This window comes from Spirosoma lituiforme, assembly GCF_054776635.1.
Map to the genome: position 1 here is coordinate 777247 of NZ_BAAHBO010000002.1, position 25745 is coordinate 802991.

The window sequence follows — 25745 nt, forward strand, 5'->3', positions numbered from 1 at the left end:
ACAAGATCGATTGTCTCCGTTTTAACTAAGTCAGCCACTAACCACAACGTTAACGCACGTCCAGCACCTGATACGTCAGTTTATTGAACGTAACGGTGTCATTGGTCTTGCGGCCAACCAGTGCCGATGCAATGGGCGATGCCGCTGAAACAGCGAAATAGTCTACGCCATCAATGGTTAGTTTACCGGCCCCGATGCTAATGAAAAATACCCCCCGGTTAGTACTGGCAAGGCTTCCGGGCTGAACCGTTTCGTAGGTCTTGTCGATGTTGAGCTGCTTCAATTCGCGCGCTATCTTTTGTGCTTCGGCCAGCAATTGCGCATGACGATCACGTTCGAGTTGTGCCATAGCCCGCCCAGTTTCGTATTTATCGCCCGCGCTGCTTTTCGACTCCGAATTAGCTGCTTCCTGAGCAGCCTCCATGGCTTGCCGGGCCGTGTCGATGCGTTTCTGCACGTATGTCTGACACAAAGCCAGCAAAGCCGCTTTCGTTTGTTGGTGTGTATTCGTCAATCTAGGTTTTGATTTGGGTAAAGTTACCTTACTGTGTACGTGCGTTTCCCCGGTTTGTGTCCTCACGAACTGGGAAAGCCAACATCTGCCTGAAAAGACAATAGTTTCGCTAAACAGGTTCACCCGTTTCAGGTAAGTTCAAGTTTACGAACGTCAATACTCTCCTCTTTTAGTACAATTCTACGACTGTTTATACAGAATTTGCATACTTATCCGGTAAAGCTTCGTTCAGCCCAATCACCTTACTATTTTACAACTAATTCTGTTATTCATACTTTTCGGAAACGATACCGGCAACGTTTGCAGAAAAAAAATGCTTATATTTCTCCTTTATATCTAGTATTATTCGGAAGCTTATAAAGAATTACAGCTATCGAAAGCTGAACAGCGTTTTTCTACTCCTCGAATAGTACATAAAGCACAAAGATATGATTGCTAAATTTACGTCCTTAGGCCATGGCCGTCGTCAACACTATGAAGACCTCGCCGACGTGTGTAGCAACCCCTTCCCTCCGCTCTACAAACTTCAATTTAATCCGAAGGACAAAACGCCTAAGTACAAGCAGATTGTACAGTCGGTCATTACCGATATTGAGCGGGGTGTCTTGAAAAGTAACGAGCAGCTACCGTCCATCAGCGAATTGAGCGTGGAGTATTACCTCGCCCGGGACACCGTGGAGAAGGCCTACCGTGAACTACGTGAGCGGGGCTACATTACGTCGGTGCAGGGCAAGGGTTATTATATACAGACAAATACGGACGCCAAGATTAAAATTCTTCTGGTTTTCAATAAACTCAGTTCCTACAAAAAGATAATCTATTACGCTTTCCTGAAAGCCCTCGGCGACAAAGCAACGGTCGATTTGCAGATTCATCATTACAATGCCTGTCACTTTCAGGAGATTATTGCGAAAAACCTGGGCAAATACAACTACTACGTTGTCATGCCTCATTTTACGCAGGATCTGGATAAAGCGGATTACATGCGGGTACTGGCGTCCATTCCTCCCAGCGAACTCGTACTATTGGATAAAGACGTATCTGAACTGGCCGGGTCGCCCCTGAGTGTTTATCAGAACTTCGATAAGGACATTTGCGGGGCGCTGGAAAATGCGCAGGACCTCCTGAATAAGTATAGCCGGATGGTCCTCATTTTGCCCAGTGATGGCAACTATCCCGTCGAGATTGCGCACGGGTTCCGCTCGTTCTGCATCAACTACAATAAGGAGTTTTCGATCAAGGAGAACGCCATTCACGAGCATTTGCAGGAAGGCACAGCGTATGTGGTCGTTGAAGAAACCGACTTATCGGAAGTCGTTAAAAAGGCAAGGCAAGCTAATTACGAACTGGGTCATGATGTCGGCGTCATTTCGTTTAATGAGACAACGCTGAAGGAGTTATTGAATATCACCGTGATCACAACCGATTTCGAAGCGATGGGCTACACAGCGGCTTCGCTCCTGCTGGACAACAAGCGAATAAAAGTGAAAAACCCGTTTTACATGATTCGACGAGGGTCGTTGTAAGCGTAGTGTGTGTGTTGAGCGCAAAAATGTTTTTACCGCATGTATAGTTGCCTCTGGCAATCAGTTGTTTACAGAAAGAGGACAGGGAGTAGCCCCTGTCCTCTTTCTGTAAACAACTGATGTTCTTTCTATTGCGTTATCCGCTTCGCCTTGGCATCAAACATGTTCATTAGGCTACCTTTAAGGTTGTCGTCATCAACTTTGGCCAGATCTAGGTTAACATCGTAGCCCTGTGCCGTGAAATACAAAGCCAGTTTGTCGGTGCCTTCTTCAATTTTGGTAATCGGAATTGGCTCTTTAGTGGTATCGGCCGGACTCGTTATTTCTCCGGTTAGCTTGCCGTCTTTCCGCACCAGATTGGCGACCAGTTGTGTATCGCCATTGGGTGTTCCGGCTACGACAATATCCCATTTCCCGGCAAAAAAGTCGGCTGGAGCGGGGGCTTGTGCAATACTGTTAACGGCAACGCTCAATAGCATCAGAAAGAAGAGAACGCTTACTTTTTTCATGGCAATAGACAATTAAAGGTGAATTGTTAAGGAATTTTTACTGACTGACGGAAGCCAGTACGGCTTCGACCCCCATCACGACCATCAAGCTACCGAGTGCTTCCTTCGGATTTGTGAAGACCAGATAAATGTCGTGCGGCTTGTTATCTGACGGAACGGGCAGTTTAACCGGAATGGTTAGTTGAGAGGGTTTGAAATCCATCTTGTCGGAAGCCTCCAGGAACGAAGATTCACCAATCAGCTTACCCGTGGGACTATCCAGATGCAGTTCAACCTTACCACCTTTCGCATTAAGCTGGGGTCTGGGCGCAGTAGCCATAACATTGAACGCCGTAACACCTTTCAGATCGACTTGTTTCAGGGCCATGTACGCGCCTGATTTGCTGGGAATAGCCAGGTTATTTCCACCGAAAGACATTTTATTCACGTTATCGTACACGTCGAAGCTATGCACATCAGCCCTGGCGTTGCGCAGCACAAACGTCTGTTCCGACTTCAGCGATGGCAGTCCTTTGGCTCCTTTGTCTTCGTAAGAAGCCCGCACGATATACACGCCTTTGCCCTTGTCTCCCGCTGGCAGATTCGTGGTGTAGCTACCCTTCACCGGCAACGCAGTAGCCGGCGCAGCTTCGCTCGATACATTGAGAATATACTTGACCATTTCGGCGGCATCGGCAGTCGAAAGTTGTGGGTGAGCCGCCATGGCCGTTTCGCCCCAGACGCCACTTCCCCCGGCAATTACTTTCTTTGTCAACCGTTCCAAAGCGGCATTGTCGCCTTTATATTTTTTCGCCACGTCCATGTAGGCAGGCCCAATCGACTTTTTGGTAATGCTGTGGCAGGCCTTACAGTCGCCCGCTTCGATGAGCTTTTTGCCCCCGGCCAGTAGCGCACCGGCGTCGGCAGAACGGTGACCCTGCGCAATGGCAACGCGATCGAAACCCTCGGGCATGTAATCGATATTAACCGCAACGCGCTCCGGATCAATGCCTTTTCCTAACGTGCCGTCTTCTTTATCGTTCACCCTGATATCATAACGAAATGGCTTGTTCGGCGTAAAAAACGACTTGTTGCTCCCCGGCAATTCTACCGTTAGAACCGGCGCTTCGTTACCAACCGTAATATCCATGGACTGCGAACTGATACCGCCTTTTCCATCATTTACGGTTAGCGTTGCTTTGTAAACGCCCGGTTTGGCCAGCGTCAGGGTAGCATCCGGCGTGTTGATCTGGTTACTAAATCCATTCGTCCGGGACGCGATTTTCCAGGAATACGTCAGGGCATCGCCGTCACTATCCGTTGTGCCTTTAGCACTTAGTTTCAGATTCATTGGGGCTGATCCACCCAGCTTGTTGGCCGCGATCTGAACTTGCGGCTTGCGGTTTCCTCCGTTGTATTCAATGCGAATCAGGCGGGCATCGTCGTTGGCTGTAAACCAGCCGGAGCCATATTCGAGCATGTATAAGTCGCCGTTATCGGCAAACTCCATGTCCATTGGATTGGAGAATTTATAGCTTGGCATGAACCGTTCCATCGACTGGTAATTGCCAGCCGAATCCATCGTAACGGCCATGATCCAGCCGCGCATCCAGTCGTAGGCCAGCAGCTTACCATCGTAATATTTCGGGAAAGCCTGGGTCGCTCCTTTGAAGTCGTCGGCGTAAAAAACCGGCCCTGCCATGGCATTACGGCCACCGGCACCCACCAGCGGAAACTCAGGCGAGCCATCATAAGGATACCAGATAAACGCTTTCTGAGCCGGAGGCAGCACGTTCAGACCCGTATTGTTAGGGGATGTATTGCTCGGGGCACTTGCATCCCACTTATCGCCAGATTTACTGGCGGTAAAGTCGTATTTGGTGTAAGCTTTATTGTCGCCTACAAAATGGGGCCAGCCAAAGTTACCCGCCTGGCGCGCCTGGCCTACCTCGTCATGCCCGGCGGGACCCCGGTCTGCATCTGGCTTGGCAGCGTCAGGTCCCACCTCACCCCAGTATACGTAACCGGTTTTAGGATCGACCGAGATGCGGAACGGATTACGGTGACCCATGGTGTAAATTTCCGGGCGCGTTTTGGGCGTCCCTTTGGCAAATAAATTACCCTCTGGAATGGTATACGTACCATCGGGTTGGGGCTTGATGCGGAGTATTTTCCCCCGTAAGTCATTGGTATTGGCCGACGATTTCTGCGCATCCCAGGCGCTACGGCCTTCCCGCTCATCGCTGGGGCTATAACCGTTTGATCCGTGCGGATTTGTATTGTCGCCCGTCGAGAGGTACAGATTACCGGACCGATCCCAGGCAATGGAGCCGCCCGTATGGCAACACTCTTCGCGTTGGGTAGCCACGTCCAGCAATACTTTTTTAGACGCCATGTCCAGTTCGTCGCCCTTCAGCTCGAAGCGGGCCAGGACGTTTTTGGACTCGGCGGGATCTGAATAATAGAGATATATCCAGTGATTCTGAGCAAAGTTCGGGTCTTTGTTGAGGCCCATCAGCCCATCTTCGCCCATCGACTCTTTTCCTTCTTTGCTAACGTATTTCGTGCTAACGGGAATCTTGGTAATGGTTTTGAGCTCTTTTGTTTTGGTGTTGTAAAGCTGAACCTCACCCTTACGCTGGATGAACAGCACACGTCCGTCGCCGAGCACACTTAATTCCATCGGTTCGTCGAGTTTTTCGGCCAAAACGGCTTTGTTGAACCGGTTCTCTTCGGGACGGGCTTTGGCGTAATCGAGTGGTTTGGGCGTATCGCCACCGGCGGTATATTGAATGCCCGCCCACAGATGGTTCAGAAACAGAGGCTCGGCGAATGACTCGTCGGTGTGGCCCATAGCGGTGTAAAACGACCGACCGCCGTCGTAATTTTGGTACCAGCTCATGGGGTGAAAATCAGGATTCTTGCCGCCGGTGTAGCTCTTGTCGTCAATCGTCAGGACGACGTTTATTTTGGGTGAGATGTTCTTGAAGCTGTAAAACTCATCCGTTCGGTCAAATTCATCAGGCATACCTTTCGTCGCCCAGTGATTCTTCATGGCCACGATGAACTTGCCTTTCTGCACGTTATTGGGCATCGGATGATCCAGAAAATAAGCACCCGCCAGCTTACCATACCAGGGCCATTCGTACTCCGTGTCGGTAGCCGCATGAATGCCCACATAACCGCCACCCGCCTGGATATACCGCTCAAAGGATGACTGCTGCTCATCGTTCAGAACATCACCCGTCGTGTTGAGAAAAATAACTGTGTTGTATTTCTTCAGATTCGATTCCGAGAACTGCGTCGCATCTTCGGTAAAACTCACGCCAAATCCCTTCTCCGCCGACATTTTGGCGAGTGCCTTCTTTCCTGCTTCGATGGACTGGTGCCGGAACGCGGCCGTTTTACTGAAAACTAACGCGTTAATTTTGGTTGATTGGGCCTGTGTTGACCAAGTAGCCAGCCATAAGCCCCACACAAGGGTACAGACTAGTAGACGATTAGCGTTCATTCCTGAAACTGTTTACGATCCATTAATAGACAAAGATAGCATCAAATCAATCATTGTCTTTTTTTTAGACAATAAATTTTATACAATTCTATATTTGCACTATTATAATTTCAGGATAATGCTCCACTAAAACAGATATTTCAGTCAACGGAGTGGCTTTTGGCTGGGCCAAGTCGACAAATGACCGAGGGGCCTTACCTGATCTGAACAATATCTTAGCGAATTTCTTTTCAATAGGTAGTACCCCACGAACGATGCATACCTTAAGTAAACAGGACTACATTCAACAGCTTTCCATCGACTGCGTTATCTTTGGCTATAGAGGGAAACAACTCAACGTCTTGATCCCTAAACTTAAATTTCTGTGTGATTGCTGGGCGTTACCGGGTGGATTCATCCATCAGTATGAGAGCATCGACCAGGCCGCTCGCCGAATTCTGGAAGATCGAACCGGCCTAAAGGACATTTATCTGGAGCAGTTTCGGGTATTTGGTGCCGCCGAACGGACCAATAATCGCCTGTTACAACGATTGATTGAACTCAACGCAGAGACGGTGGAAGGCAGGGAGTTTACTCTCAACGAGCTGGAATGGATTTCCCGACGCTTCGTTTCCATCGGCTATTACGCCCTGGTCGACATGAACAAAGTCGTTCCCCAGCTAAGTGATATTGACGAGTCGATTGACTGGTATGACTGCCGGCAGTTACCGACGCTCATCATGGATCATAACGAGATGATCGTCAGCGCGCTTGACACCTTGCGGCTCAACCTCGACCAGAAGCTGATCGGCTTTAACCTGCTCCCCGAAACATTCACAATGAAGGAAGTGCAGGAACTCTATGAAGCTATTTTTGATAAGCCACTGGCCCGTAACAATTTTCAGAAGAAAATTCTGGACCTGAATGTACTGGAACGGCTTGACAAAAAGTTTACGGGTGCCGCCAACAAGGCTCCCTACCTCTACCGCTTTCTGAAGTAAAACACCCGGATCAAAGGAGGAAGCAAAACGGGTTTGCAATCACTCATTAAACGTTTTAAGTTATGGTACGCCGGGTTTACAGCCAGCGTACCACTTCGTTTAAATCTCGGAGTAGGCTGTTGGATGCAACAAGTAAATATCGGCTCGCAGAAAGTTATGGGCATATTCTGGCAGCGAATTTAAGGTTTTCCAGGCCGGATCGGCACTGAACGCTTTCCAATGGGCATCGCGCTCGGTTTTGTTATCAAACGAGGTCATGTACATTATGCTCGGCTGCTTGCCTCCCACTTTCACCTGCCCACAAAATACCGTATTGAAGCCCAACCGCTTAAAGATCTCCAATTCGCCATTGTTAAACTGGCTGATCTTGTTCTCATGCAGTTTCTCGGTAGCGGCTTCGTATCGTCGAAGTTCATAAACGCGCTCGGCCGCTGGTGCCGTTAGTTTCGGCAAGATCATAGACGGCATACCAGCAAACGACTCCATCAGAATAGATTCGAATCCTTTGTAAACAGGCTTGTCAAATGCAGCTTCCAGGTAATCCTGCCCGGCCGACGTGTATTGCTTATCTTTCGCCAGCGTTTCGGGGAGGCCCATAAACTGATCTACCGATTTGAACGGAATCAGCATATACACCAGCGAGTCGGCATCGGCGGGCGTAAAAACGCCGATTTTACCAATACCAGCCCGATGCAGGGCGGGCAGATACGCCTGCTTCAAGTACGTCTCCAGTCGTTCTTTCTGGCTGTTGTCTTTGAGGTGATAGATTTTGACCTGATAAAATTCACGTTTAGGGGCGAAACCAAATCCCTGATTCAGGGTGAAAAGGAACGCCAACAGAAGGCCCACGAAACGCGCATTTGCTGCTTTATAATTACTGAACATACGTAAATAAGTTGTATTTAGTAGTAAAGCAGAAATCCAGGTAAAACTCACAGAAATAAACTAAAATTTTCGGAATTGATTTATCCTTTGTCTTCCAAACAACAGGGAATCTTCGGTAGAATGCGTTTTTCTGTTCAATACCGAAGATCCCGGCTCCGGCTGCCCGGTCCTTTGTCGGGATGACAAATACAAGTCGATCGTGTTCCAGGCAATTTGACCAAATCCTTTTTATCGCGTCAGTCGATAAATAAATAAAGCGGTGCGTTGAATCAACAGGGGGTATTCTTTAGTGTTCATGGTTTCTTCAATGCTGTGCGCTCCCTTACCCGATGCGCCTAATCCATCCAGGCAGGGCATGTACTGCGCCACAAACGACACATCACCCGCTCCGCGCAAACCCGGATCGCCCGCCAGAACGGGACCTATTCCCATATCGCGGCTGAGTTTGTCCAGCTGTTTACGAAGCTCATCGTTGGCCGCCGAAGGCTCCATGCCTGGAATGCCATCGGAGAACGAGATCGTTGCTTTCGTGAGGGGCAGAGATTTATCCACGATTTCGCGCATGCGGGTTCGGGCACTTTCTTTCTGGGCTTCGGTTAGGAACCGAAGGTCTCCTTTCACCAGCGCCGTTCCGGCCACTATGTTCGTTTTGCCAATGGTTTCTGCTTTGGCCGTTTTGTCGTCATAATGCACCTCCGAACCGCCCACAATTAAACCGGGGTTGAATGTCAGGTACTGCTCCTGCCCCAGCGTGCGCCGAAACTCGTTCAGGATGCGAACGGCTTCATAAATAGCACCGTACCCCAGGTCGCTAAAAATTCGGGATGAGTGCCCCGTTCGGGCTTTTACGTTCAGCGTCCAGCTGCTGGAACCCCGACGGCCGGTGGTTACACTGTGCAGGCCCTGCGCCGTTTCGAAGGCTAACGCGATGTCACATTTCTTGGCTCGCTCTATAAAATCAATTCGGCTGGCTGCACCACCACCACTTTCTTCATCGCCGGTAAAGTAGACCGTGATGGAAGTATCATCGAGCAGTTTCTGGGTGTTAAGCGCTTTCAGCGCGGCAATCACCAGCACATCACCCCCTTTAATGTCGTTGACACCCTGCCCCGAAGCCGTCGAATCATTGACAAGAGTAAAGGGTTCCATCGGCAGGCTCTTTTCGAAAACGGTGTCCAGATGACCAATCAGAAACAGTTTTTTCCCTTTTTTCCCCTGCCGGGTGGCTACCAGGTGTCCGGCCCGGTTGAGGGAATCGGGTAACGTAACCCATTCTGTTTTGAACCCCAGCTTGTCGAGTTCATCCGACATCAGTTTACCAACCGTTCGCACACCTTCTTTATTGAGCGAACCACTGTTGATATTAACGACCTTTTCCAGAAAAGCTTCAGTTTCCGGCATTTGCTTCTTCACGGTGGCTATCACACCCGTTTCGGGCTTGGACAGTGACTGGGCAGACACGCCCGAAGCGACCAGTAACAGACTGACTAAAATATATCTCATAAATTAATTTAATTAGGCAATAAATACGAAACACAGAATATTAAGTGGCAAAAATACAATCTAATGCCGTTATAAATTGACATCAGACTTTGATTGACTAATTGAGTCAACGCGCAAACGTTCGCCGTTTTGCCGTTTAGTGTTCACCCAGAATATATACTTCGCTATGCTATTCTTCTTATCTTCGGTCGAAAAAGGCACCTTGCCAGAACCCGTTCAATCATCTCGTTCACGTATTATTCATGAAACAAGCTTTCCTGATTCTGTCCCTCTGTTGCTACACGCTCACCAACACACTTGCCCAAAAGTCTGTCAGCCCCGATAAACAAGCCCCGAAAGAAGACAAGCCCGGTGCGCTCTCCCGCACATTGAACATGGACTCGCAGGTTGTGACCAACGGGCAAGTCACGATCAAAGGCCAGCGGGTTCCTTACAAAGCGACTGCTGGCACCATTCCCGTTTGGGATGAAGAAGGTAAGCCCGTGGCCGGTGTATTTTTCACTTACTTCGAACGGTCCGATGTAGCCGACCGAACAACGCGCCCACTGGTCATCTCATTTAATGGTGGTCCCGGTACCGCTTCCGTCTGGATGATGATTGGCTATACCGGCCCGCGCATCCTGAAAATTGATGACGAAGGTTACCCCACCCAACCGTATGGCATCAAAGACAATCCCAACTCGATTCTGGATGTAGCCGACATTGTGTACGTCGATCCGGTCAATACGGGATTTTCCCGACCCGCCAATAAAGATGTGCCCGCGGCCAAACTGTTTTTCGGCGTAAACGCTGATATTAAGTACTTAGCGGATTGGCTCAATACCTTCGTGAGCCGCTATAATCGCTGGGCATCGCCCAAGTATTTGATTGGCGAAAGTTATGGTACAACCCGCGTATCGGGTCTGGCACTTGAGCTTCAGAACGCACACTGGATGTACCTGAATGGCGTCATACTGGTCTCGCCAACTGATTTAGGTATTGAGCGGGATGGACCGGCCAGAGGAGCTCTCAAGCTGCCCTATTTTGCGGCAACGGCCTGGTATCACAAAGCCTTACCGGCCGACCTGCAAAAGAAGGATTTAACGGATATTTTGCCCGAAGTAGAAGCATTTACGATTTCGGAATACCTGCCCGCGCTGGCCCTGGGCGGTTCGTTAAGCGACCAGAAACGGAAGGAAATTGCAGCCAAAGTGGCCCGGTATTCGGGATTATCCGAAACAGCCGTAATGCAGCAGAATCTGGACGTACCGGCCAACTTTTTCTGGAAAGAATTGCTCCGGAACAAAAGTCAGACGGTGGGTCGGCTGGATTCCCGGTATCTGGGTATGGACAGTAAAGATGCCGGTATCGGTCCCGATTACAACGCCGAATTAACTTCCTGGCTGCACTCGTTTACGCCCGCCATCAACCTTTTCATGCGCGAGGAACTGAACTATAAAACCGACCTGAAATACTACATGTTCGGCCCTACCTTTCCCTGGGATAATACCAATAACCACACGGGCGAAAACCTGCGTCAGGCAATGGCTCAGAACCCTTACCTGCGCGTATTGGTGCAGTCGGGCTATTACGACGGGGCCTGCGATTACTTCAACGCCAAATACAATATGTGGCAGATGGACGCCAGCGGCAAACTGAATGACCGGATGGAATGGGTCGGCTACCGAAGCGGCCATATGATGTACCTTCGTAAGGAGGATCTCGCTACGAGTAATGAGCACCTCCGCAAGTTCATCCAGAAAAGTACGCCCCAAAATAGTGCGCCAGCCCGGTATTCGGGAAGCCGGTAGGTTGGCTATTAGTAAATACTGTATTTATGGTTTTTCTGTCATTCCTCCTTTGTCGGGATGACAGAAAATCAACTATTTTATGACGCCAGACCAGGAAGATAGTTTCGTGACATTCAGGCGGGAGCTTCACCAATTCCCCGAAGTATCGTGTCAGGAATTTCATACGCAGAAGCGAATAAAATCTTTTGTCAGTCAGTTTGCGCCCACTCGCCTGATCGAACTGGCTGATACCGGTTTGCTGCTCCAGTACGGCGAAAGCAGCGAAGGCCCTGTAACATTAATTCGGGCGGATATTGATGCGTTACCGATACAGGAAATTAACGCGTTTGCGCATAGATCGCGGATCGACGGAGTTTCGCACAAATGCGGTCACGATGGTCATGCGGCAATTCTGGCCCGCCTAGCGTCTTTATTGACCTCCAATCCGGTAAAAAAAGGCCGGGTGTATTTGCTGTTTCAGCCCGCTGAAGAAAATGGCAAGGGCGCAGAAGCCGTGTTGAACGACCCCGCCTTTGCAACCATTCGTCCAGACAGAACATTTGCGCTGCATAACCTGCCGGGCTATAAACAGGGTGTTATCGTGTGTAAACCGGGAGCGTTTACATCATCCGTACTCAGTCTGATCATCTCATTCGAAGGTAAAGTATCTCATTCGGCCGAACCCGAAAAGGGCTTAAATCCGGCCTACGTGATGGCTGATTTTATACTCAGAACCAGGCAAATACAGAATCCGGATCCGGGATCGAATGGGTTTGCGCTGGTAACGCCGGTTTATACGGTCATGGGCGAGCAATCGTACGGTATATCGGCCGGTTACGGCGAGGTGCATTTAACCTTGAGAACCCGGAATGCCAAACGAATGGAAGTGCTTAAGTCTGAGTTACTGGCGTTACTCGCCGAGCTAGCCACCACCAGCGGTCTTACCACAAAAACGAGGTATACCGAAGCGTTCGTTGCCAACGAAAACGACACCAAAGCGTTCGAGCAGGTTAAAGCCTGTGCGCTGAAGCTAGGCTATGACTTTGTTGAAAAACAAGAACCCTTCAAATGGGGCGAAGACTTCGGATTGTTCACGCAGCATTTTCCCGGCGCCATGTTTGGCATCGGCAACGGCGAGAACTCCCCAGCCCTGCACAATGACGATTACGATTTTAATGATAATCTGATTGAACCTGCCGCCCGGTTATTTTTTGAGTTGATTGCCATCGCTCATTCCTGAACCGATTGTTCCCTCTGACGTCGTTTTACTTCCTCGGTTTGTGTCTTCACGAACCGCCCTTCCCGAAACACACTTGCCTCTCACGCCAGTCATTACAGCCAGCGGTTCGTGAAGACACAAACCGAGAAATAGAAAAACCAGGGAGACATCACTCATTCGGTTCGATCACTCGTTTAGCCTATACTTGCGTAAGTTGACTATTGTTAACGACCAACCCGTTCGACCAGCGGAATAAGGTTCTATGTTGCATCGAAACCAATCCATCTCACATTCCCTTGAAAACACTTTTCACGCTCCTGTTGCTGATTCCCGTATTGGCTGTCGCCCAGACGACGCCACCCGCCAATCCCTATCCGTTTACGCTCACTCAGGATTCGGCTTATGTACGGGAGAACTATCAGAAATTTGAGTTCATGGTGCCCATGCGCGATGGTACCAAACTCTTCACCCAGGTATACGCGCCGAAAGATCAGACCGTTAAGCATCCAATCATTATGCAGCGGACGCCCTACAGTTGCCAGCCTTATGGGCTCGACCGTATTCGTCGGCGGATTAGTCCGAATGCGTTCATGCTTCGCGATAAGTACATTGTTGTTTACCAGGATGTTCGGGGTCGGTGGGCCTCGGAGGGAACGTTTGTGGAGATGACCCCGCATATCGATACCAAAAAAGGAAATACGGATCATGATGAAGCTTCGGATACCTACGATACCATCGACTGGCTGGTGAAAAACATTCCAGCCAACAACGGCAACGTGGGCCAATGGGGCATTAGCTACCCTGGCTTTTTCACATCGGCAGGATCGGTCTCGGGCCATCCGGCGCTGAAAGCGTCCTCCCCGCAAGCCCCGATGGCTGATCTCTGGCGCGATGACGCGTTCCACAATGGAGCGTTTATGTATGCGGCCAATTTTGGTTTTTACTCCTCTTTTCAGGAACACAAACAACCCACCAAACAAAATCCGCCCGCTCTTTTCGACATTGATGATCCCGACGGCTATCATTTTTACCTGAACATGGGACCAACCGCCAATTCAGAAACGACTTACTACAAGGGACGAAACAAATACTACCACGAGAATTTTGAGCACCCTGCTTACGACGAGCATTGGAAAAAGCGCAATATCCTGCCGCATCTCAAAGGCATCAAACAGGCCGTTATGGTGGTGGGCGGCTGGTACGATGAGCAGGACCTGTTTGGCACATTCAATACGTACAAGGCCATCGAAAAACAGAATCCCGGTATTCAGAATATCTTCGTCGTTGGCCCCTGGATACATGGCGGCTGGGCGGGTCCGTCGGGGCAAACGCTGGCCGATCTGGATTTCGGCTCGAAGGTATCGCCTTACTATCAGGCGAATATCGAAGCCAAATTTTTCAAACATTATCTCTTCAACGAGTCGAACGGTCAAACCGCTACTCCACTGGCCCTTCCCGAAGCCACCTTGTTTGAGACCGGAACAAATCGCTGGCGCTCGTTCGACACCTATCCGCCGACGGGGACGACGCAGAAACAGGTATATCTGGCCGGAAATGGCAAACTCAGCTTTAGTCCTTCAGCAGCAGGTGCCGCCTTCTCCGAGTTTCCGTCTGATCCGGCACACCCGGTTCCATTTTCCAGTAAAATCAACGACGGTTTCTCCGCCGAGTATATGGTCGAAGACCAGCGGTTTGCCTCGGCTCGCCCGGATGTGCTGACATTCCAGACCGATACGCTGACCAACGACTTGACGTTAGCCGGTCCTATTCTGGCCCAGCTTACCGTTTCAACGACCGGTACCGACGCCGACTGGGTTGTTAAAGTCATTGATGTTTATCCGACCGATGCCCCCCAGCCTACCAGAAAACCCGGTGTTGTCTACGGCAATTATCAGCAGCTGGTGCGGAGCGAAATTATGCGGGGACGCTACCGCAACAACATCAGCAAACCTGAACCATTCACCCCAAATCAGCCCACATCAGTGGCGGTCGAATTGCAGGACGTGCTGCACACGTTCAAAAAGGGGCATCGGCTCATGGTGCAGATACAGAGTTCGTGCTTTCCCTGGAGCGACCGGAACCCGCAAACCTTCGTCCCCATCTTCAGCGCCAAAGAGTCTGATTATAAGAAAGCAACTCACCGCGTATACCACGGCAAGGCGGGAGTCAGTTTTCTGAAAGTAGGGGTACTGGCTCAATAAAGTGGTGGCTACCACACCCAACACGTAAATCGTTAAACATCATACATTCTACCCAATGCCCAAACTTCTCCTGATGGATCACGACGGAGCCATCGACGATCTGTTATCGCAATTGCTCGTGCTGACCATGCCCGATGTCGAGCTGGTCGGTATCACGGTTACGCCCGCCGACTGTTACATTGAACCGGCTCTTGATTCGACGTATAAGCTGCTTCAGTTGATGGAGCAGGAACACATTCCCCTGGGGCGAGGTGACTATTACGGCATCAATGCTTTTCCGAGCGAGTGGCGGGCACGACCCGAAATAATCAATGCCCTTCCTCTGCTGATCAACCTGCCCAAGTCTCCCGATCCTTACGCCTATTTGAGTGCGCCCGAGTTGATTGTGGAGACGTTGACAAGAGCGACTGAAAAGGTGAGTGTCCTGCTAACGGGACCATGTTCCAATCTGGTGATGGCGCTGGAGAAAGCGCCCGAGTTAAAGGAGAAAATCTCGGAAGTTATCTGGATGGCCGGGGCCTTTCGTGTTCCTGGAAATGTACAGACCTATCAGCACGATGGCACCGCCGAATGGAATGTATTCTGGGATCCGGTCAGTTCGCAGAAACTGGTATCCTATGAATTACCGCTGACACTCATTCCGCTGGATGTCACGAATCACGTGCCAGTTACCAAACAGTTCCTGTCTACTCTGGCGAACCAGATTGACTATAAATTAGCCAACCTTACAGGCCAACTCTGGGCGCTGACCATCGACACGATTCCGAGCTACCAGTACACCTATTTTATGTGGGATATTCTGGCAACCAGCTACCTGGCGATGCCCGAACACTTCGCCACCGAACGGGTAAGGGCGAACGTCAGCACACGACCCCCTAATGCCGGACAGACCTACCTGGATGAGTCAGGTTATGAACTGACCATCGCAACCGATGTGAATGTGAGTTATTTTTACGAGTACCTGCTGGCGCAGTTTAAACGGTAATTGATCAGAATTGAGAAGAGAAAAAGTGAGTGAGATTGACGATGATCCCACCCGCTTTTTCTCTTCTCTACATTCCTGTTTTCGTGATTCATGCGATCGGTGTCCCTAGGGTGGTGTAGGGGTGGTATCAGCCGGGTCGGCGGTGCGATTCTTAAACCCGACTGGTGAGGTTTCTTAAAACCTCGATTGCCAATCAGCCGTAGGAGATTTTAAAAACCCAACACTCAACCTACTGCTTAGTCTTCATGAGTTTGCGCTTGAAATAGTCGGCGGTGGCGGCACTCATTTTCAAGGCGTTGGTGTGCTTCATCCAATGGTGCGTGTCGTCTACGATCACCAGGGTCTCCAGCGGAACGCCCTGCTTGTCGAGACGCCGGACCAAGTCCGTGCTTTGGTTGAACCGCACATTCCGGTCATCATCGCCATGAATGATAAGCACGGGAGATGTCCAGCTATTGACTGACGAAACCGGCGACGACTCCCAGCTAACGGTAGCCGCTTTATCGGCATCCGGAATTTTTTCGTACCGATCCGTCGGAGCAGATCCATACCGTTGCTGGCTCCAGTCATGAACGCCGTGAATATCTACACCAGCGGCAAAGAGCTTAGAATCACGGGCGAGAGCCAGTGCCGTCAGGTACCCCCCATACGAGCCCCCGTAAATACCAATTTTGGTAGCATCAACCTGCGGCTGCCCGGCAAGCCATACGGCCGCAGCCCGCACATCCTGGTATTCTGACGCGCCGGTTGCTCCTCCACTCGCTGGCTGATGGAAATCATAACCATATCCGATACCTAACCGGTAATTTACTGACAGGACTACAAACCCCTGGTTGGCCAGATACTGGTTGAGGGCGTATGAGTTGGCGTAATAATCTGAATAATTCCAGCCCAACAGCATTTGTCGCGGAGGGCCACCATGCACGTAAATCAGCGCCGGGCTGCGTTCGGCCGGTTTTTTGGCCGATCCACTCGCCGGTTCAAAAAGTTGTCCATGAATGATCATACCATCCGCAGCCTTAAACGTGACCTGCTTAGGTATCACCAATTGATTAGTCGGGAAGTTGGCCGGTATCAGATTCTGGCCTAAAATTTTAGGCGTTCCTTTGGTGAAGGCCATGACGGTCGCTAGTGGCGGACGTTGGGCCGTGGCGCTGATCATGGCAATGGTGGCGCCGTCGCCCGTAACGACCGGTGTCCATTCGAGGCCCGTTCCCGGCGTTAGTACCTCCATTGCCGCCTTATCGACAGGAACACGAATGGCATGCCGACGATCAATATCCAGTTTATCGGGGCCGGTGTTCCCGCTGAACAACAGCCATTTTTTATCGTGGCTCATGGTGATGTGTTCCGCCATGAACGGTGCTGGCGTCAGTAACAAAGGCGTTCCGCCCGATGAAGGAATGGAATACAAATGCGGCCAGCCATCCTGGTACGACAGAAAAACGATGCGCTCATTGGCCGCCCAATTCAGGTTGAAGCCCCCGTGCGTAGTAGGTACTGATCCCGCCAGCGTTTTAGGGGCTTGCCAGATAGGGGATGCGTTACCCGACGCAATATCGGCCGTCCAGATCGACCAAGGCCGGTGCTTACGAGTTAGCAGCGAGTCGGGAGCACCACCCGAGCCGGGTGTCCGAACAAACACAAGTCGCTTTCCGTCGGGTGCCCAGCGGGGCGATCCATCCTGCGAAAACGACGGGGCTATCCACGTGATGGGCGTCGTTTCACTGGTAAAAATGCCCACAAACGCGTGATCTTTCCGGTCGCAGACGAAGGCCAGTTTCGAACCATCGGGAGCCCATTGCAGGGCGCTATTTGTACCACGAACGGTGAACAGGACTTTTGCCGCCGACGAAGCATCGATCGGAACAACCCAGACCTGACCACTTTTGACAAACGCAACCCGGTCGCTTTTGGGCGAAACAGCAGGGGCATCTCCCTCGGCAATGGCTTTGGCTTCCCCCCCCGCGAATGGAATACTCCAGATCTGAACCTTAGGCGGCACAGGCGTCGACAGGGTGTTAACGGGCAATTCGTCATCCCAGTTGGAACCATGATCGCCCCCCCGCACGTAAACGACCCATTTCCCGTCGTCAGAGATGGACAAACTCGTCAGTTCCTGCCCGTCATCTTCGGTATAGTTCGTCAGTTTTCGGGGCGTAAAATCTGGTCCTTCAGCAACGTACACATTCCGTTTACCCTGCTCATTGAATGCCCACGCGATACGCGACCCCTTGGCCGAACTGGTTAGCTCATTGGGGAACGGATAACTCTTCACCGACTCCAGCGAGAAGGTTTGAGCGTGCACGGATTGAGATAACCAGAGCCCGATGGCCAGGCCCAGTGCGGTAAACTTTTTCATGAGTTGATCGATAAAATAAATAGCTTATCTGATGAATGTACGAGACATCCTCAAGTAAGCTTTTTATTTCCTATTCTGATGAATAGAGCAAATTAAATTCTAGCAATCGCCCTAATAATTCTATTTATTGTTGCTCGCAGGCGTTTCTTCTTCAATAGACAGTGAACAACCGGAACAGGGCGAACTCGCTTACGAAGGATCCTCGCTCTTTATTCTGAACACCGCTCCCTCCACGGCCTCATCTACCCGAATCTGGCAGGCCAGTCGGCTATCCGAATCAGCATCTGGCAGGGTATCGAGCATATCCAGTTCGAGGTCCTGTGCCGACGGCAGACTGTCAAATCCGGTCAGTACCTGAACGTGGCAGGTAGCACAGAGCGCCATGCCACCACAGGTCGCCAGAATGGTGTAGTCCGACGCTTTCAGCACTTCCATCAGATTCAGGCTAATCCCTTCCGGTATCTCTACGGGTTGCTGTTCGCCATTACGATCTTCTACAGTGAACGTGATCATATTAAAAGGTTGGGATTCCGTTTACGGTCGTGTATTTGAAACTTAGCTTTTGATTCGGGTGGACATAGTGAAACGCACTCTGGCACATGAGAGCAGCTTCGTGAAAACCACATAAAATCAGCTTCAGCTTGCCCGGGTAGGTGTTAATGTCGCCGATGGCGTAAATCCGCTCGACGTTGGTCGAGTAATCCGTCGTGTTGACGCTAATGGCTGATTTGTCGATACTTAGCCCCCAATCGGCAATAGGGCCCAGCTTAGGCGTTAAGCCAAAAAGAGGAATCAGATTATCCGCCTGTATCGTCGTGACCGACTTGTCTTTCGCTGTAATATTAACCTCCTGCAAGTGACCGTTGCCGTTAATGCTAGTAATGTTCGATTGCAGAACGAGGTTCACGCGCCCCTCTTTGGCCAGCTCAACCACTTTCTCGGCCGAATCGGGTGCCCCCCGAAAACTGTCGCTCCGGTGAACCAGCGTTACCTCTTTGGCCACGTTAGCCAGAAAAATAGTCCAGTCGAGGGCAGAGTCGCCCCCACCGGCCAGTACCACCCGACGGTCGCGCAACTGCTCCGGATTTTTGACCATGTAGGCAACTCCCTTTCCTTCAAACTGCTCCAGGTTAATGATGTCGGGTTTGCGGGGCTCAAAACTGCCCAACCCGCCCGCAATGACCACGACCTGACAATGTACCGCTGTTCCCGAACTGGTGTTAATGATGTACGAGCCATCGTCCTGACGATGGAGCAATTCGACGCGTTCGCCCAGGGTAAAACCAGGATTAAACGGGGCGATCTGCTCCATCAGGTTATCGACCAGCGTCTGCGCGTTGATGGCCGGATAGCCCGGAATATCATAAATTGGTTTTTGCGGATAGATTTCGGAAAGCTGCCCGCCCACCTGCGGTAACGCGTCGATCAGGTGGCAGCGCATTTTCAATAAACCAGCCTCAAAAACGGCAAACAGGCCCACCGGACCCGCGCCAATTATACAAATATCTGTCGTTATCATTTCCGGTAAACGAGTCGACTTTATCTCCCCGTCCATCTTGTTTCTTACCCTGCGTAGCCTAATCTACTCAGCAAAAGTAAGGGCTGATTGAGGTCGACTTTTATCACCACTTGTGATGATGTATTAACAAATGGAATGGAACAAGCCCTTACTACCTCACCCAATGAGCGAGCGTACGGGTCAGGTTGTCGGCAGCTTCTTTTGTTAAACAGGCAGGTAGATTTAGAAATGGAGCCGCTTCGATGGGTAGCACTTTATTGGGGTTCCACTCCTCTTGTTCACCATGAACCTGTTTTACAAAACAGCTCTATTCGCGCTATTGATACTGACCAGCCTGGGCAGTAAAGTCATCGTCAGGGAATCTCCCAGAGTGGCGTCTCCCGGAGTGGAATCTCCCCTCCGCACTTCGTTCCCCGTTACACTCGACTTAAAAGAGGAATTTCAGACGATTCACAGCTTCGGTGCATCCGACTGCTGGTCGGCCAAGTTTATTGGCACCTGGCAAAACGAAGCGAAGAAGAATCAGATAGCCGACCTGCTGTTCAGCCTCGACACTCTGCCTGGCGGCCAGCCGAAAGGGATAGGTCTGTCGCTCTGGCGGATGAACATCGGCGCCGGAAGTTATGAGCAGAAAGACAGCAGTTTGATTACCGACGAGTGGCGCCGGGAAGCTTGCTTTCTTACGCCCGATGGCCGCTACGACTGGAGCAAACAGGCCGGTAGCCAATGGTTTTTACAAGCGGCCCGCCGTCGGGGTGTTCGCTACGCCCTGGGCTTCACCAACTCGCCACCTGTGCAAATGACGCGCAATGGCAAAGCGTTTTCAGCAGGCGGCAAATCGTTTAACCTTAAACCAGCCGCCCTGGCCCCCTTTGCCGATTTTTTAACGACAGTCGCCACCCATTTCCAACTCGACTACTTAAGTCCCATCAATGAACCCCAGTGGGACTGGACGGCGGGAAAAAACGGAAGAGCCAACCAGGAAGGTTCGCCCGCCGAAAACAAAGACATTGCCGACGTAACAAGCGCATTGTCAGCGAAACTGGCAGCCAGCAAAGCCAAAACAATGGTTGTTGCCGGCGAAGCGGGCCAATTGAATTACCTCTACGAAAAAGCGGAAAGTGGCCGGGGCGATCAACTCGACTATTTCTTTTCCAAATCGGAACGGCCTGCCCTGACCAGATTACCCAACGTCGAACCTATCTGGGCGTATCACAGCTACTTCACCACCTGTACCGATTCGACCCTGGTGGCCATGCGCCAGAAGGCCGCTCAACGGGCAAAGGCGGTGGGCAACCCGATGCTCTGGCAAAGCGAGTTTGGGGTGCTGGGCGATATTTGCGGAAAATACAATGGCAGCCCGCGCCATACCGATATACAGTACGGTCTGTACGTGGCCAAGGTCATTCACAACGACCTGACTGTGGCTAACGTGACATCCTGGCAATGGTGGCTGGCAATCAATCCGTACGATTATAGTGATGGACTCGTTTACATCAACGGCCCCGACGGTCAGTATAAGAAGCATGACAACGCCCGGCAGGATGGACAGGTTCTGGACTCCAGGCAACTTTGGGCACTTGGTAATTACGCCCGCTTTGTTCGGCCGGGCATGAAACGAATCGGCGTTCGTCTGGGTACTGCCAGTAACCTGGTAGCCGAAGCCAGCCAATGCATGGTATCAGCCTATAAAGACCCGATTCGCAAACAGCTTGTGCTCGTCTGCATTAACATGACATCCAACCCGGTAACCCTGCCTCTGAATGGCATTCGTGTTAAGAATAACCGCTTTGTCAGCTACACAACAACGGACACTAAGTCGCTGGCGAAATCTACTGTTTCTGCCAACCAGATTCAGCTGGAGCCGACCTCCGTAATGACAGTGGTTGGCCAGTACCAGTAAGCTTCGGATCGGGTAGTCGATGATTTTTTTGATCTAAATCCGGCGCGGGTCTGGGGTTTACCCCAACGGGACGATTCTCATGGTGCTTTTTATCTGCCTGTCCTGCAATTGTTATCATAAATAATGAATAGATTCAACTATTTTTGATCCTTGCCCGCTACTTCTGCGGGGCGGCCAACTCCATTGAGTACCCTTATTCCTGATTACTTGTTTTACCAAACTATGCAACGCAACGTCTGTTGTTCTCTTCTGTGCCTGTTGCTTGGCGCCCTTGGCGTATCAGCGCAACCAAGTCAACTCCCCTATTCAACCAGTAACCTCCAGAACCTGAGCGATTTCAAGCCGACCGGTAGCAATTGGAAAATTGTGGGCGACGTTTTTTATGATCTCAACAAACCAGGTAAAGGCACGACAAAGCCGGGCACGGGCATTTTGGTCAATGATCTATCCGGGAAAAGCAAAGACCATCTGTTTACCAAAATGGAGCACGGCGACCTGGAACTGGATCTCGATTTCATGATGGAGAAAGGATCTAATTCCGGGGTCTTTCTCCAGAGCCGCTACGAAGTTCAATTGTTTGATAGCTGGGGCATCACCGTACCCAAAGCGAACGATTGCGGGGCCATTTACGAACGCTGGGACGACAGTCGCCCCGAAGGCCGGAAAGGATACGAAGGCCATCCACCAGCCCAGAATGTCGGTAAAGCCCCGGGGCTCTGGCAGCATTTGAGCATCGTCTTCAAAGCGCCCCGGTTTAATGCAAAAGGCGAAAAAACGACGAACGCCCGCTTTCTGAAAGTGATGCTGAACGGGGTAACGGTTCAGGAGAACGTTGAAGTGCTGGGACCAACGCGCGCGGCTGCTTTCCAGGATGAAAAACCAACCGGCTCCCTGATGATCCAAGGCGATCATGGTCCGGTAGCGATTCGCAATATCCAGTACAAGGCCTACGGCATTGAGCCAGTGACGCTTACCAACATGAACCTGAGTGCCTACGAAGGAAAGTTCGCGTCGGTAAACGACTTTAGTTCGCTCACCCCCAAACGGGAAATGGCCATTGACATGCTGGCGCACTCGGCCCCCGGTAGCCGGGATAAGTTTGGCGGTAAGATTACGGGGGTTCTCCACATCCCCCGCTCGGGCCAGTACGCGCTGAACCTCAACCTGAACTGGATTCCGGCCGAGACCAATCCTGCGAACCCAAACGGGGCGGGCGAGTTGATGATTGATAACAAACCGGTTCTGAGTATTAGCGGTAAAAATGGCGGCACAGCCTCGGCCCTGATACCACTGGAAGCGGGCGACCATCCGGTTGTGCTGGCCTACTACAAAAACTTCGGGCTGTGGTACGCCCGCCGGAATGATATTGTTCTGGGAATCGAAGGTCCCGGCGTTCAGTACACGACGCTCAATCCGGTAATCCGGGTTGAAGATCCTGTTGGAGAAATTGCGTTGCTGACCAAAAATGAGCCGATTATGCAGCGCGGTTTTGTCAATCACCGGGGCCAGAAACATACCCATACTATCTCCGTTGGCGAGCCGGGTCAGGTGAATTACACCGTCGATCTGCGGAAAGGTGAATTTCTGCAAATCTGGCGGGGCGACTTTCTGGAAACGACACCCATGTGGTACGGACGGGGCGAGACCCAGTTATCCGTTCCGCTGGGTAGCGTTATCGAGCTACCGGGCAAACCTTCGCTCACGTACCTCGCTGACCCAAACACAGCCTGGCCGGACTCCAACGCCACGTATACGAACATGGGCTACGATGTTGACGCGAAGGGTCGGCCTGTTTTCAAATACACATTGGGTGCCTCGCAGGTTCGGGAATCGTTTGCGGCCGAAGATGATGGGCACAAACTTTCTCACTCGTTTTCCGTGATGCCTTCGTCAGGAACATCCGTTCCGGGAACCTCCGTTCCGGGAGAACTTTGGTGTCGGGTGGCGGAAGGGAATGACATTACAGAATTACCGAACGGCCTGTACGCCATTAACGACAAGCAGTATTTTATTGAGCTACCAGCCAAACAGAAACCGGTTATTCGTACGACCGCGCAAAAAACGAAAGAAATGTTGCTGCCCGTAAAACCAGCCAATGCCGCCGGTACGGTAACCTATTCTATTATCTGGTAACGCTCAACTTTCTGATAAAACGCTCTCATGAACACAACGCATCAAACCATACACCGTTTAGCCAGAACCGCCCTGCTGGCGTCTGGCCTTGCCTGCCTGGCGCATGTATCGACGCAGGCGCAAATTCAATCCAAGAACGGACTACCCGTTAGCTCCAGCAGCAAACAACCCGCGCCAGCCCCGAAAGGATTAGCTAAGGTGGAAGCTGACCCCGAACGGGAAGACGATTTTTATAAACTAATTTCGTTGCCCGTACCCGAAGATATTATTCTGGAAGTTGGGGGTATGGTTACCTTGCCGGATGGTAATCTGGCCGTTTGCACCCGCCGGGGTGAAGTCTGGATCGTATCGAACCCCTACGTCAGCGGTTCGATTCGACCAACCTACAAACGGTTTGCCTATGGCCTGCACGAACCGCTGGGGCTGGCGTATAAAGACGGTGACATCTATGTAACCCAGCGCAGCGAACTCACCCGCCTGCACGATGCCGACGGCGATGGAAAAGCCGATTCCTACGATAAAGTGTATTCCTGGCCCTTGTCGGGCAATTACCACGAGTATTCGTACGGCCCAACGTTTCTGCCCAACGGCAACATGCTCGTAACACTGAACGTGGGCTGGAGCAACAGCCTGGGGCACGGCGTCAGTCTGGCCCCCTGGCGAGGCTGGACGCTCGAAATTACGCCCGACGGGAAAATGACGCCCTTTGCCGCTGGCATGCGCTCCCCCGCGGGCTACGGCATGAACACCGCTGGCGACTATTTCTATACCGAAAACCAGGGCGACTGGGTTGGATCGGGTCGTATCTCGCAGGTCGAGAAAGGCGATTTTCTGGGTAATGCCGAAAGTCTGCGCTGGACGGATATGCCGGGCTCTCCATTGAAAATCAAGCCGCAGGATGTACCGAACACGGGCGAACCCCTGTACGATGTTTCTAAGAAATTTACGGCCCTGAAAGCCCCCGCGGTCTGGTTGCCCCACGGTATTCTGGGCATTTCCACATCCGGTTTACTGACGGATAACACAAAGGGGAAATTCGGCCCGTTCGAGAACCAGTTATTCATTGGCGACCAGGGGCAGAGTATCCTCTCGCGGGTCGATTTCGAGAAGGTAAAGGGCGTCTATCAGGGGGTTGTTTTCCCGTTCCGGGAAGGATTTTCTTCGGGAGTGTTACGCCTGGTTTGGGGCCATGATGCCTCCATGTTTGTTGGCATGACCAGCCGGGGTTGGTCATCGACCGGAAAAGAGCTTTTCAGCCTGCAACGGGTTGTCTGGACGGGCAAAATGCCCTTCGAAATGAAGACGATCCACGCCATGCCGGATGGTTTCGAAATAGAGTTTACCGAACCCGTCGATACTGAATTAGCGGCTGATCCGGCTTCCTACAAAGTCACGGGATTTAACTATAAATATCACGCAACCTACGGCAGCCCGGTAATCAATCGGGCTGGCTGCCCCATTCGCGGTATTGTCGTATCCAAAGATGGCCTGAAAGCCCGGCTGGTGGTCGATAGTCTGCGGCTGGGGTATATCCACGAAATTACAACGCCGGGTATCCGGTCGAAAGCAGGCCGTACGTTGCTGCACAACGTTGGCTACTACACGCTTAATAACGTTCCCGATGGCGAAAAACTAACCATTGCGGCAGCGCCCGTCCATGACCACTCGGCCATGATGACGGCCTCTACAGCTACGGTGCCGCCGGTAAGCGCCAAAGGAACGATGAAGAAAGCGACATCAGCCAAGCCCGCAGCAACCAGCAAAACAACGGGTAACGCAATGGCCAAACGGGTAACCGAAATGCCCTCGTCCTGGACCGAGCCTGATTACACGATTAACATGGGTACCAAACCGGGTCTGAAATTCGCACCCGAACAATTTCAGGTAAAAGCGGGCAGTAAAGTACGGGTCGTGTTCAACAACGAAGACGACATGCTGCACAATTTTGTGGTCGTTGCTCCTGGGTCAGCGCTTCAGGTAGGTGAACTGGCCATGAAACTTGGTCTGGAAGGACAGGAAAAGAATTACATTCCGCAGACAGACAAGGTGTTGCATCATACCAACCTGCTTCAACCCAACACCAATGAGTCTATTTATTTTGTCGCGCCCGAAAAACCCGGCGACTATATGTATGAGTGTTCGGTACCCGGACACTTCTACGTCATGCAGGGAACAATGAAAGTCGTGAAGTAGTATTCTCAAGCCTGTGAGGGTTTATGCCACGCTCACAGGCTTCATCAACAACGT

General features: G+C 51.3%; 17 protein-coding genes. 9 read left to right on the plus strand and 8 right to left on the minus strand.

Annotation, left to right across the window (positions count from 1 at the left end; genetic code table 11):
- Positions 1-49 precede the first annotated feature (49 nt).
- A complete protein-coding gene (locus ACYU87_RS11640; protein ID WP_461134237.1) occupies positions 50-514 on the minus strand; it encodes a 3-oxoacyl-ACP synthase in 465 nt (154 codons plus the stop codon).
- 428 nt (positions 515-942) lie between these two features.
- On the opposite strand from ACYU87_RS11640, the gene ACYU87_RS11645 reads away from it, so the two are divergent.
- On the plus strand, positions 943-2040 hold the full coding sequence (locus ACYU87_RS11645; protein ID WP_461134238.1) for a GntR family transcriptional regulator: 1098 nt from the start codon (positions 943-945) through the stop codon (positions 2038-2040).
- A 128-nt stretch (positions 2041-2168) separates the two neighbouring features.
- Here the strand turns inward: ACYU87_RS11645 and ACYU87_RS11650 are convergent, their stop codons facing one another.
- Positions 2169-2549: a hypothetical protein gene (locus tag ACYU87_RS11650; RefSeq protein WP_461134239.1), complete on the minus strand. Its 381-nt coding sequence runs from the start codon at positions 2547-2549 to the stop codon at positions 2169-2171.
- A 37-nt stretch (positions 2550-2586) separates the two neighbouring features.
- Positions 2587-6039: a ThuA domain-containing protein gene (locus ACYU87_RS11655; RefSeq protein ID WP_461134240.1), complete on the minus strand. Its 3453-nt coding sequence runs from the start codon at positions 6037-6039 to the stop codon at positions 2587-2589.
- Positions 6040-6293: 254 nt separating this feature from the next.
- On the opposite strand from ACYU87_RS11655, the gene ACYU87_RS11660 reads away from it, so the two are divergent.
- Positions 6294-7019 carry an NrtR DNA-binding winged helix domain-containing protein gene (locus ACYU87_RS11660; RefSeq protein ID WP_461134241.1) on the plus strand — a complete coding sequence of 242 codons (726 nt, stop codon included), beginning with the start codon at positions 6294-6296 and terminating at the stop codon, positions 7017-7019.
- 99 nt (positions 7020-7118) lie between these two features.
- Here the strand turns inward: ACYU87_RS11660 and ACYU87_RS11665 are convergent, their stop codons facing one another.
- Together ACYU87_RS11665 and ACYU87_RS11670 are read right to left on the minus strand one after the other, a co-directional pair.
- Positions 7119-7904, minus strand: a complete 786-nt coding sequence (locus ACYU87_RS11665; RefSeq protein ID WP_461134242.1) for an NIPSNAP family protein — start codon at positions 7902-7904, stop codon at positions 7119-7121.
- A gap of 228 nt (positions 7905-8132) precedes the next feature.
- Positions 8133-9407, minus strand: a complete 1275-nt coding sequence (locus ACYU87_RS11670) for a M20/M25/M40 family metallo-hydrolase (RefSeq protein ID WP_461134243.1) — start codon at positions 9405-9407, stop codon at positions 8133-8135.
- A 242-nt stretch (positions 9408-9649) separates the two neighbouring features.
- On the opposite strand from ACYU87_RS11670, the gene ACYU87_RS11675 reads away from it, so the two are divergent.
- The 4 genes from ACYU87_RS11675 (at position 9650) to ACYU87_RS11690 (ending at position 15581) form a co-directional block, all read left to right on the plus strand.
- Positions 9650-11197, plus strand: a complete 1548-nt coding sequence (locus tag ACYU87_RS11675; RefSeq protein ID WP_461134244.1) for a S10 family peptidase — start codon at positions 9650-9652, stop codon at positions 11195-11197.
- A 79-nt stretch (positions 11198-11276) separates the two neighbouring features.
- Positions 11277-12416 carry an amidohydrolase gene (locus ACYU87_RS11680; RefSeq protein ID WP_461134245.1) on the plus strand — a complete coding sequence of 380 codons (1140 nt, stop codon included), beginning with the start codon at positions 11277-11279 and terminating at the stop codon, positions 12414-12416.
- Between the two features lie 275 nt (positions 12417-12691).
- The gene (locus ACYU87_RS11685; protein WP_461134246.1) at positions 12692-14596 is read left to right on the plus strand and encodes a CocE/NonD family hydrolase; all 1905 of its coding nucleotides are present in this window, start codon (positions 12692-12694) and stop codon (positions 14594-14596) included.
- Between the two features lie 55 nt (positions 14597-14651).
- Positions 14652-15581: a nucleoside hydrolase gene (locus tag ACYU87_RS11690; protein WP_461134247.1), complete on the plus strand. Its 930-nt coding sequence runs from the start codon at positions 14652-14654 to the stop codon at positions 15579-15581.
- A 229-nt stretch (positions 15582-15810) separates the two neighbouring features.
- Here ACYU87_RS11690 and ACYU87_RS11695 read toward each other — a convergent pair whose 3' ends face one another.
- The 3 genes from ACYU87_RS11695 to ACYU87_RS11705 all read right to left on the minus strand — a co-directional run bounded on the left by ACYU87_RS11695 (position 15811) and on the right by ACYU87_RS11705 (position 19462).
- Positions 15811-17943 carry a S9 family peptidase gene (locus ACYU87_RS11695; RefSeq protein ID WP_461134248.1) on the minus strand — a complete coding sequence of 711 codons (2133 nt, stop codon included), beginning with the start codon at positions 17941-17943 and terminating at the stop codon, positions 15811-15813.
- 189 nt (positions 17944-18132) lie between these two features.
- Positions 18133-18456 carry a 2Fe-2S iron-sulfur cluster-binding protein gene (locus ACYU87_RS11700; RefSeq protein ID WP_461134249.1) on the minus strand — a complete coding sequence of 108 codons (324 nt, stop codon included), beginning with the start codon at positions 18454-18456 and terminating at the stop codon, positions 18133-18135.
- A gap of 1 nt (position 18457) precedes the next feature.
- Positions 18458-19462: an NAD(P)/FAD-dependent oxidoreductase gene (locus ACYU87_RS11705; RefSeq protein ID WP_461134250.1), complete on the minus strand. Its 1005-nt coding sequence runs from the start codon at positions 19460-19462 to the stop codon at positions 18458-18460.
- A gap of 283 nt (positions 19463-19745) precedes the next feature.
- On the opposite strand from ACYU87_RS11705, the gene ACYU87_RS11710 reads away from it, so the two are divergent.
- The 3 genes from ACYU87_RS11710 to ACYU87_RS11720 all read left to right on the plus strand — a co-directional run bounded on the left by ACYU87_RS11710 (position 19746) and on the right by ACYU87_RS11720 (position 25691).
- A complete protein-coding gene (locus tag ACYU87_RS11710) occupies positions 19746-21365 on the plus strand; it encodes a glycoside hydrolase (protein ID WP_461134251.1) in 1620 nt (539 codons plus the stop codon).
- 222 nt (positions 21366-21587) lie between these two features.
- Positions 21588-23498: a 3-keto-disaccharide hydrolase gene (locus ACYU87_RS11715; RefSeq protein WP_461134252.1), complete on the plus strand. Its 1911-nt coding sequence runs from the start codon at positions 21588-21590 to the stop codon at positions 23496-23498.
- A 27-nt stretch (positions 23499-23525) separates the two neighbouring features.
- On the plus strand, positions 23526-25691 hold the full coding sequence (locus tag ACYU87_RS11720; RefSeq protein ID WP_461134253.1) for a plastocyanin/azurin family copper-binding protein: 2166 nt from the start codon (positions 23526-23528) through the stop codon (positions 25689-25691).
- The last annotated feature ends 54 nt before the right edge of the window (positions 25692-25745 follow it).

What these genes read in the sequence shown, in the direction of transcription:
- ACYU87_RS11665 (WP_461134242.1), bottom strand. Translation starts at nt 7,904, where the DNA reads ATGTTCAGTAATTATAAAGCAGCAAATGCGCGTTTCGTGGGCCTTCTG.
- ACYU87_RS11700 (WP_461134249.1), bottom strand. Translation starts at nt 18,456, where the DNA reads ATGATCACGTTCACTGTAGAAGATCGTAATGGCGAACAGCAACCCGTA.
- ACYU87_RS11710 (WP_461134251.1), top strand. Translation starts at nt 19,746, where the DNA reads ATGAACCTGTTTTACAAAACAGCTCTATTCGCGCTATTGATACTGACC.
- ACYU87_RS11715 (WP_461134252.1), top strand. Translation starts at nt 21,588, where the DNA reads ATGCAACGCAACGTCTGTTGTTCTCTTCTGTGCCTGTTGCTTGGCGCC.
- ACYU87_RS11675 (WP_461134244.1), top strand. Translation starts at nt 9,650, where the DNA reads ATGAAACAAGCTTTCCTGATTCTGTCCCTCTGTTGCTACACGCTCACC.
- ACYU87_RS11650 (WP_461134239.1), bottom strand. Translation starts at nt 2,549, where the DNA reads ATGAAAAAAGTAAGCGTTCTCTTCTTTCTGATGCTATTGAGCGTTGCC.
- ACYU87_RS11645 (WP_461134238.1), top strand. Translation starts at nt 943, where the DNA reads ATGATTGCTAAATTTACGTCCTTAGGCCATGGCCGTCGTCAACACTAT.
- ACYU87_RS11670 (WP_461134243.1), bottom strand. Translation starts at nt 9,407, where the DNA reads ATGAGATATATTTTAGTCAGTCTGTTACTGGTCGCTTCGGGCGTGTCT.
- ACYU87_RS11660 (WP_461134241.1), top strand. Translation starts at nt 6,294, where the DNA reads ATGCATACCTTAAGTAAACAGGACTACATTCAACAGCTTTCCATCGAC.
- ACYU87_RS11690 (WP_461134247.1), top strand. Translation starts at nt 14,652, where the DNA reads ATGCCCAAACTTCTCCTGATGGATCACGACGGAGCCATCGACGATCTG.
- ACYU87_RS11655 (WP_461134240.1), bottom strand. Translation starts at nt 6,039, where the DNA reads ATGAACGCTAATCGTCTACTAGTCTGTACCCTTGTGTGGGGCTTATGG.
- ACYU87_RS11695 (WP_461134248.1), bottom strand. Translation starts at nt 17,943, where the DNA reads ATGAAAAAGTTTACCGCACTGGGCCTGGCCATCGGGCTCTGGTTATCT.
- ACYU87_RS11720 (WP_461134253.1), top strand. Translation starts at nt 23,526, where the DNA reads ATGAACACAACGCATCAAACCATACACCGTTTAGCCAGAACCGCCCTG.
- ACYU87_RS11705 (WP_461134250.1), bottom strand. Translation starts at nt 19,462, where the DNA reads ATGATAACGACAGATATTTGTATAATTGGCGCGGGTCCGGTGGGCCTG.
- ACYU87_RS11680 (WP_461134245.1), top strand. Translation starts at nt 11,277, where the DNA reads ATGACGCCAGACCAGGAAGATAGTTTCGTGACATTCAGGCGGGAGCTT.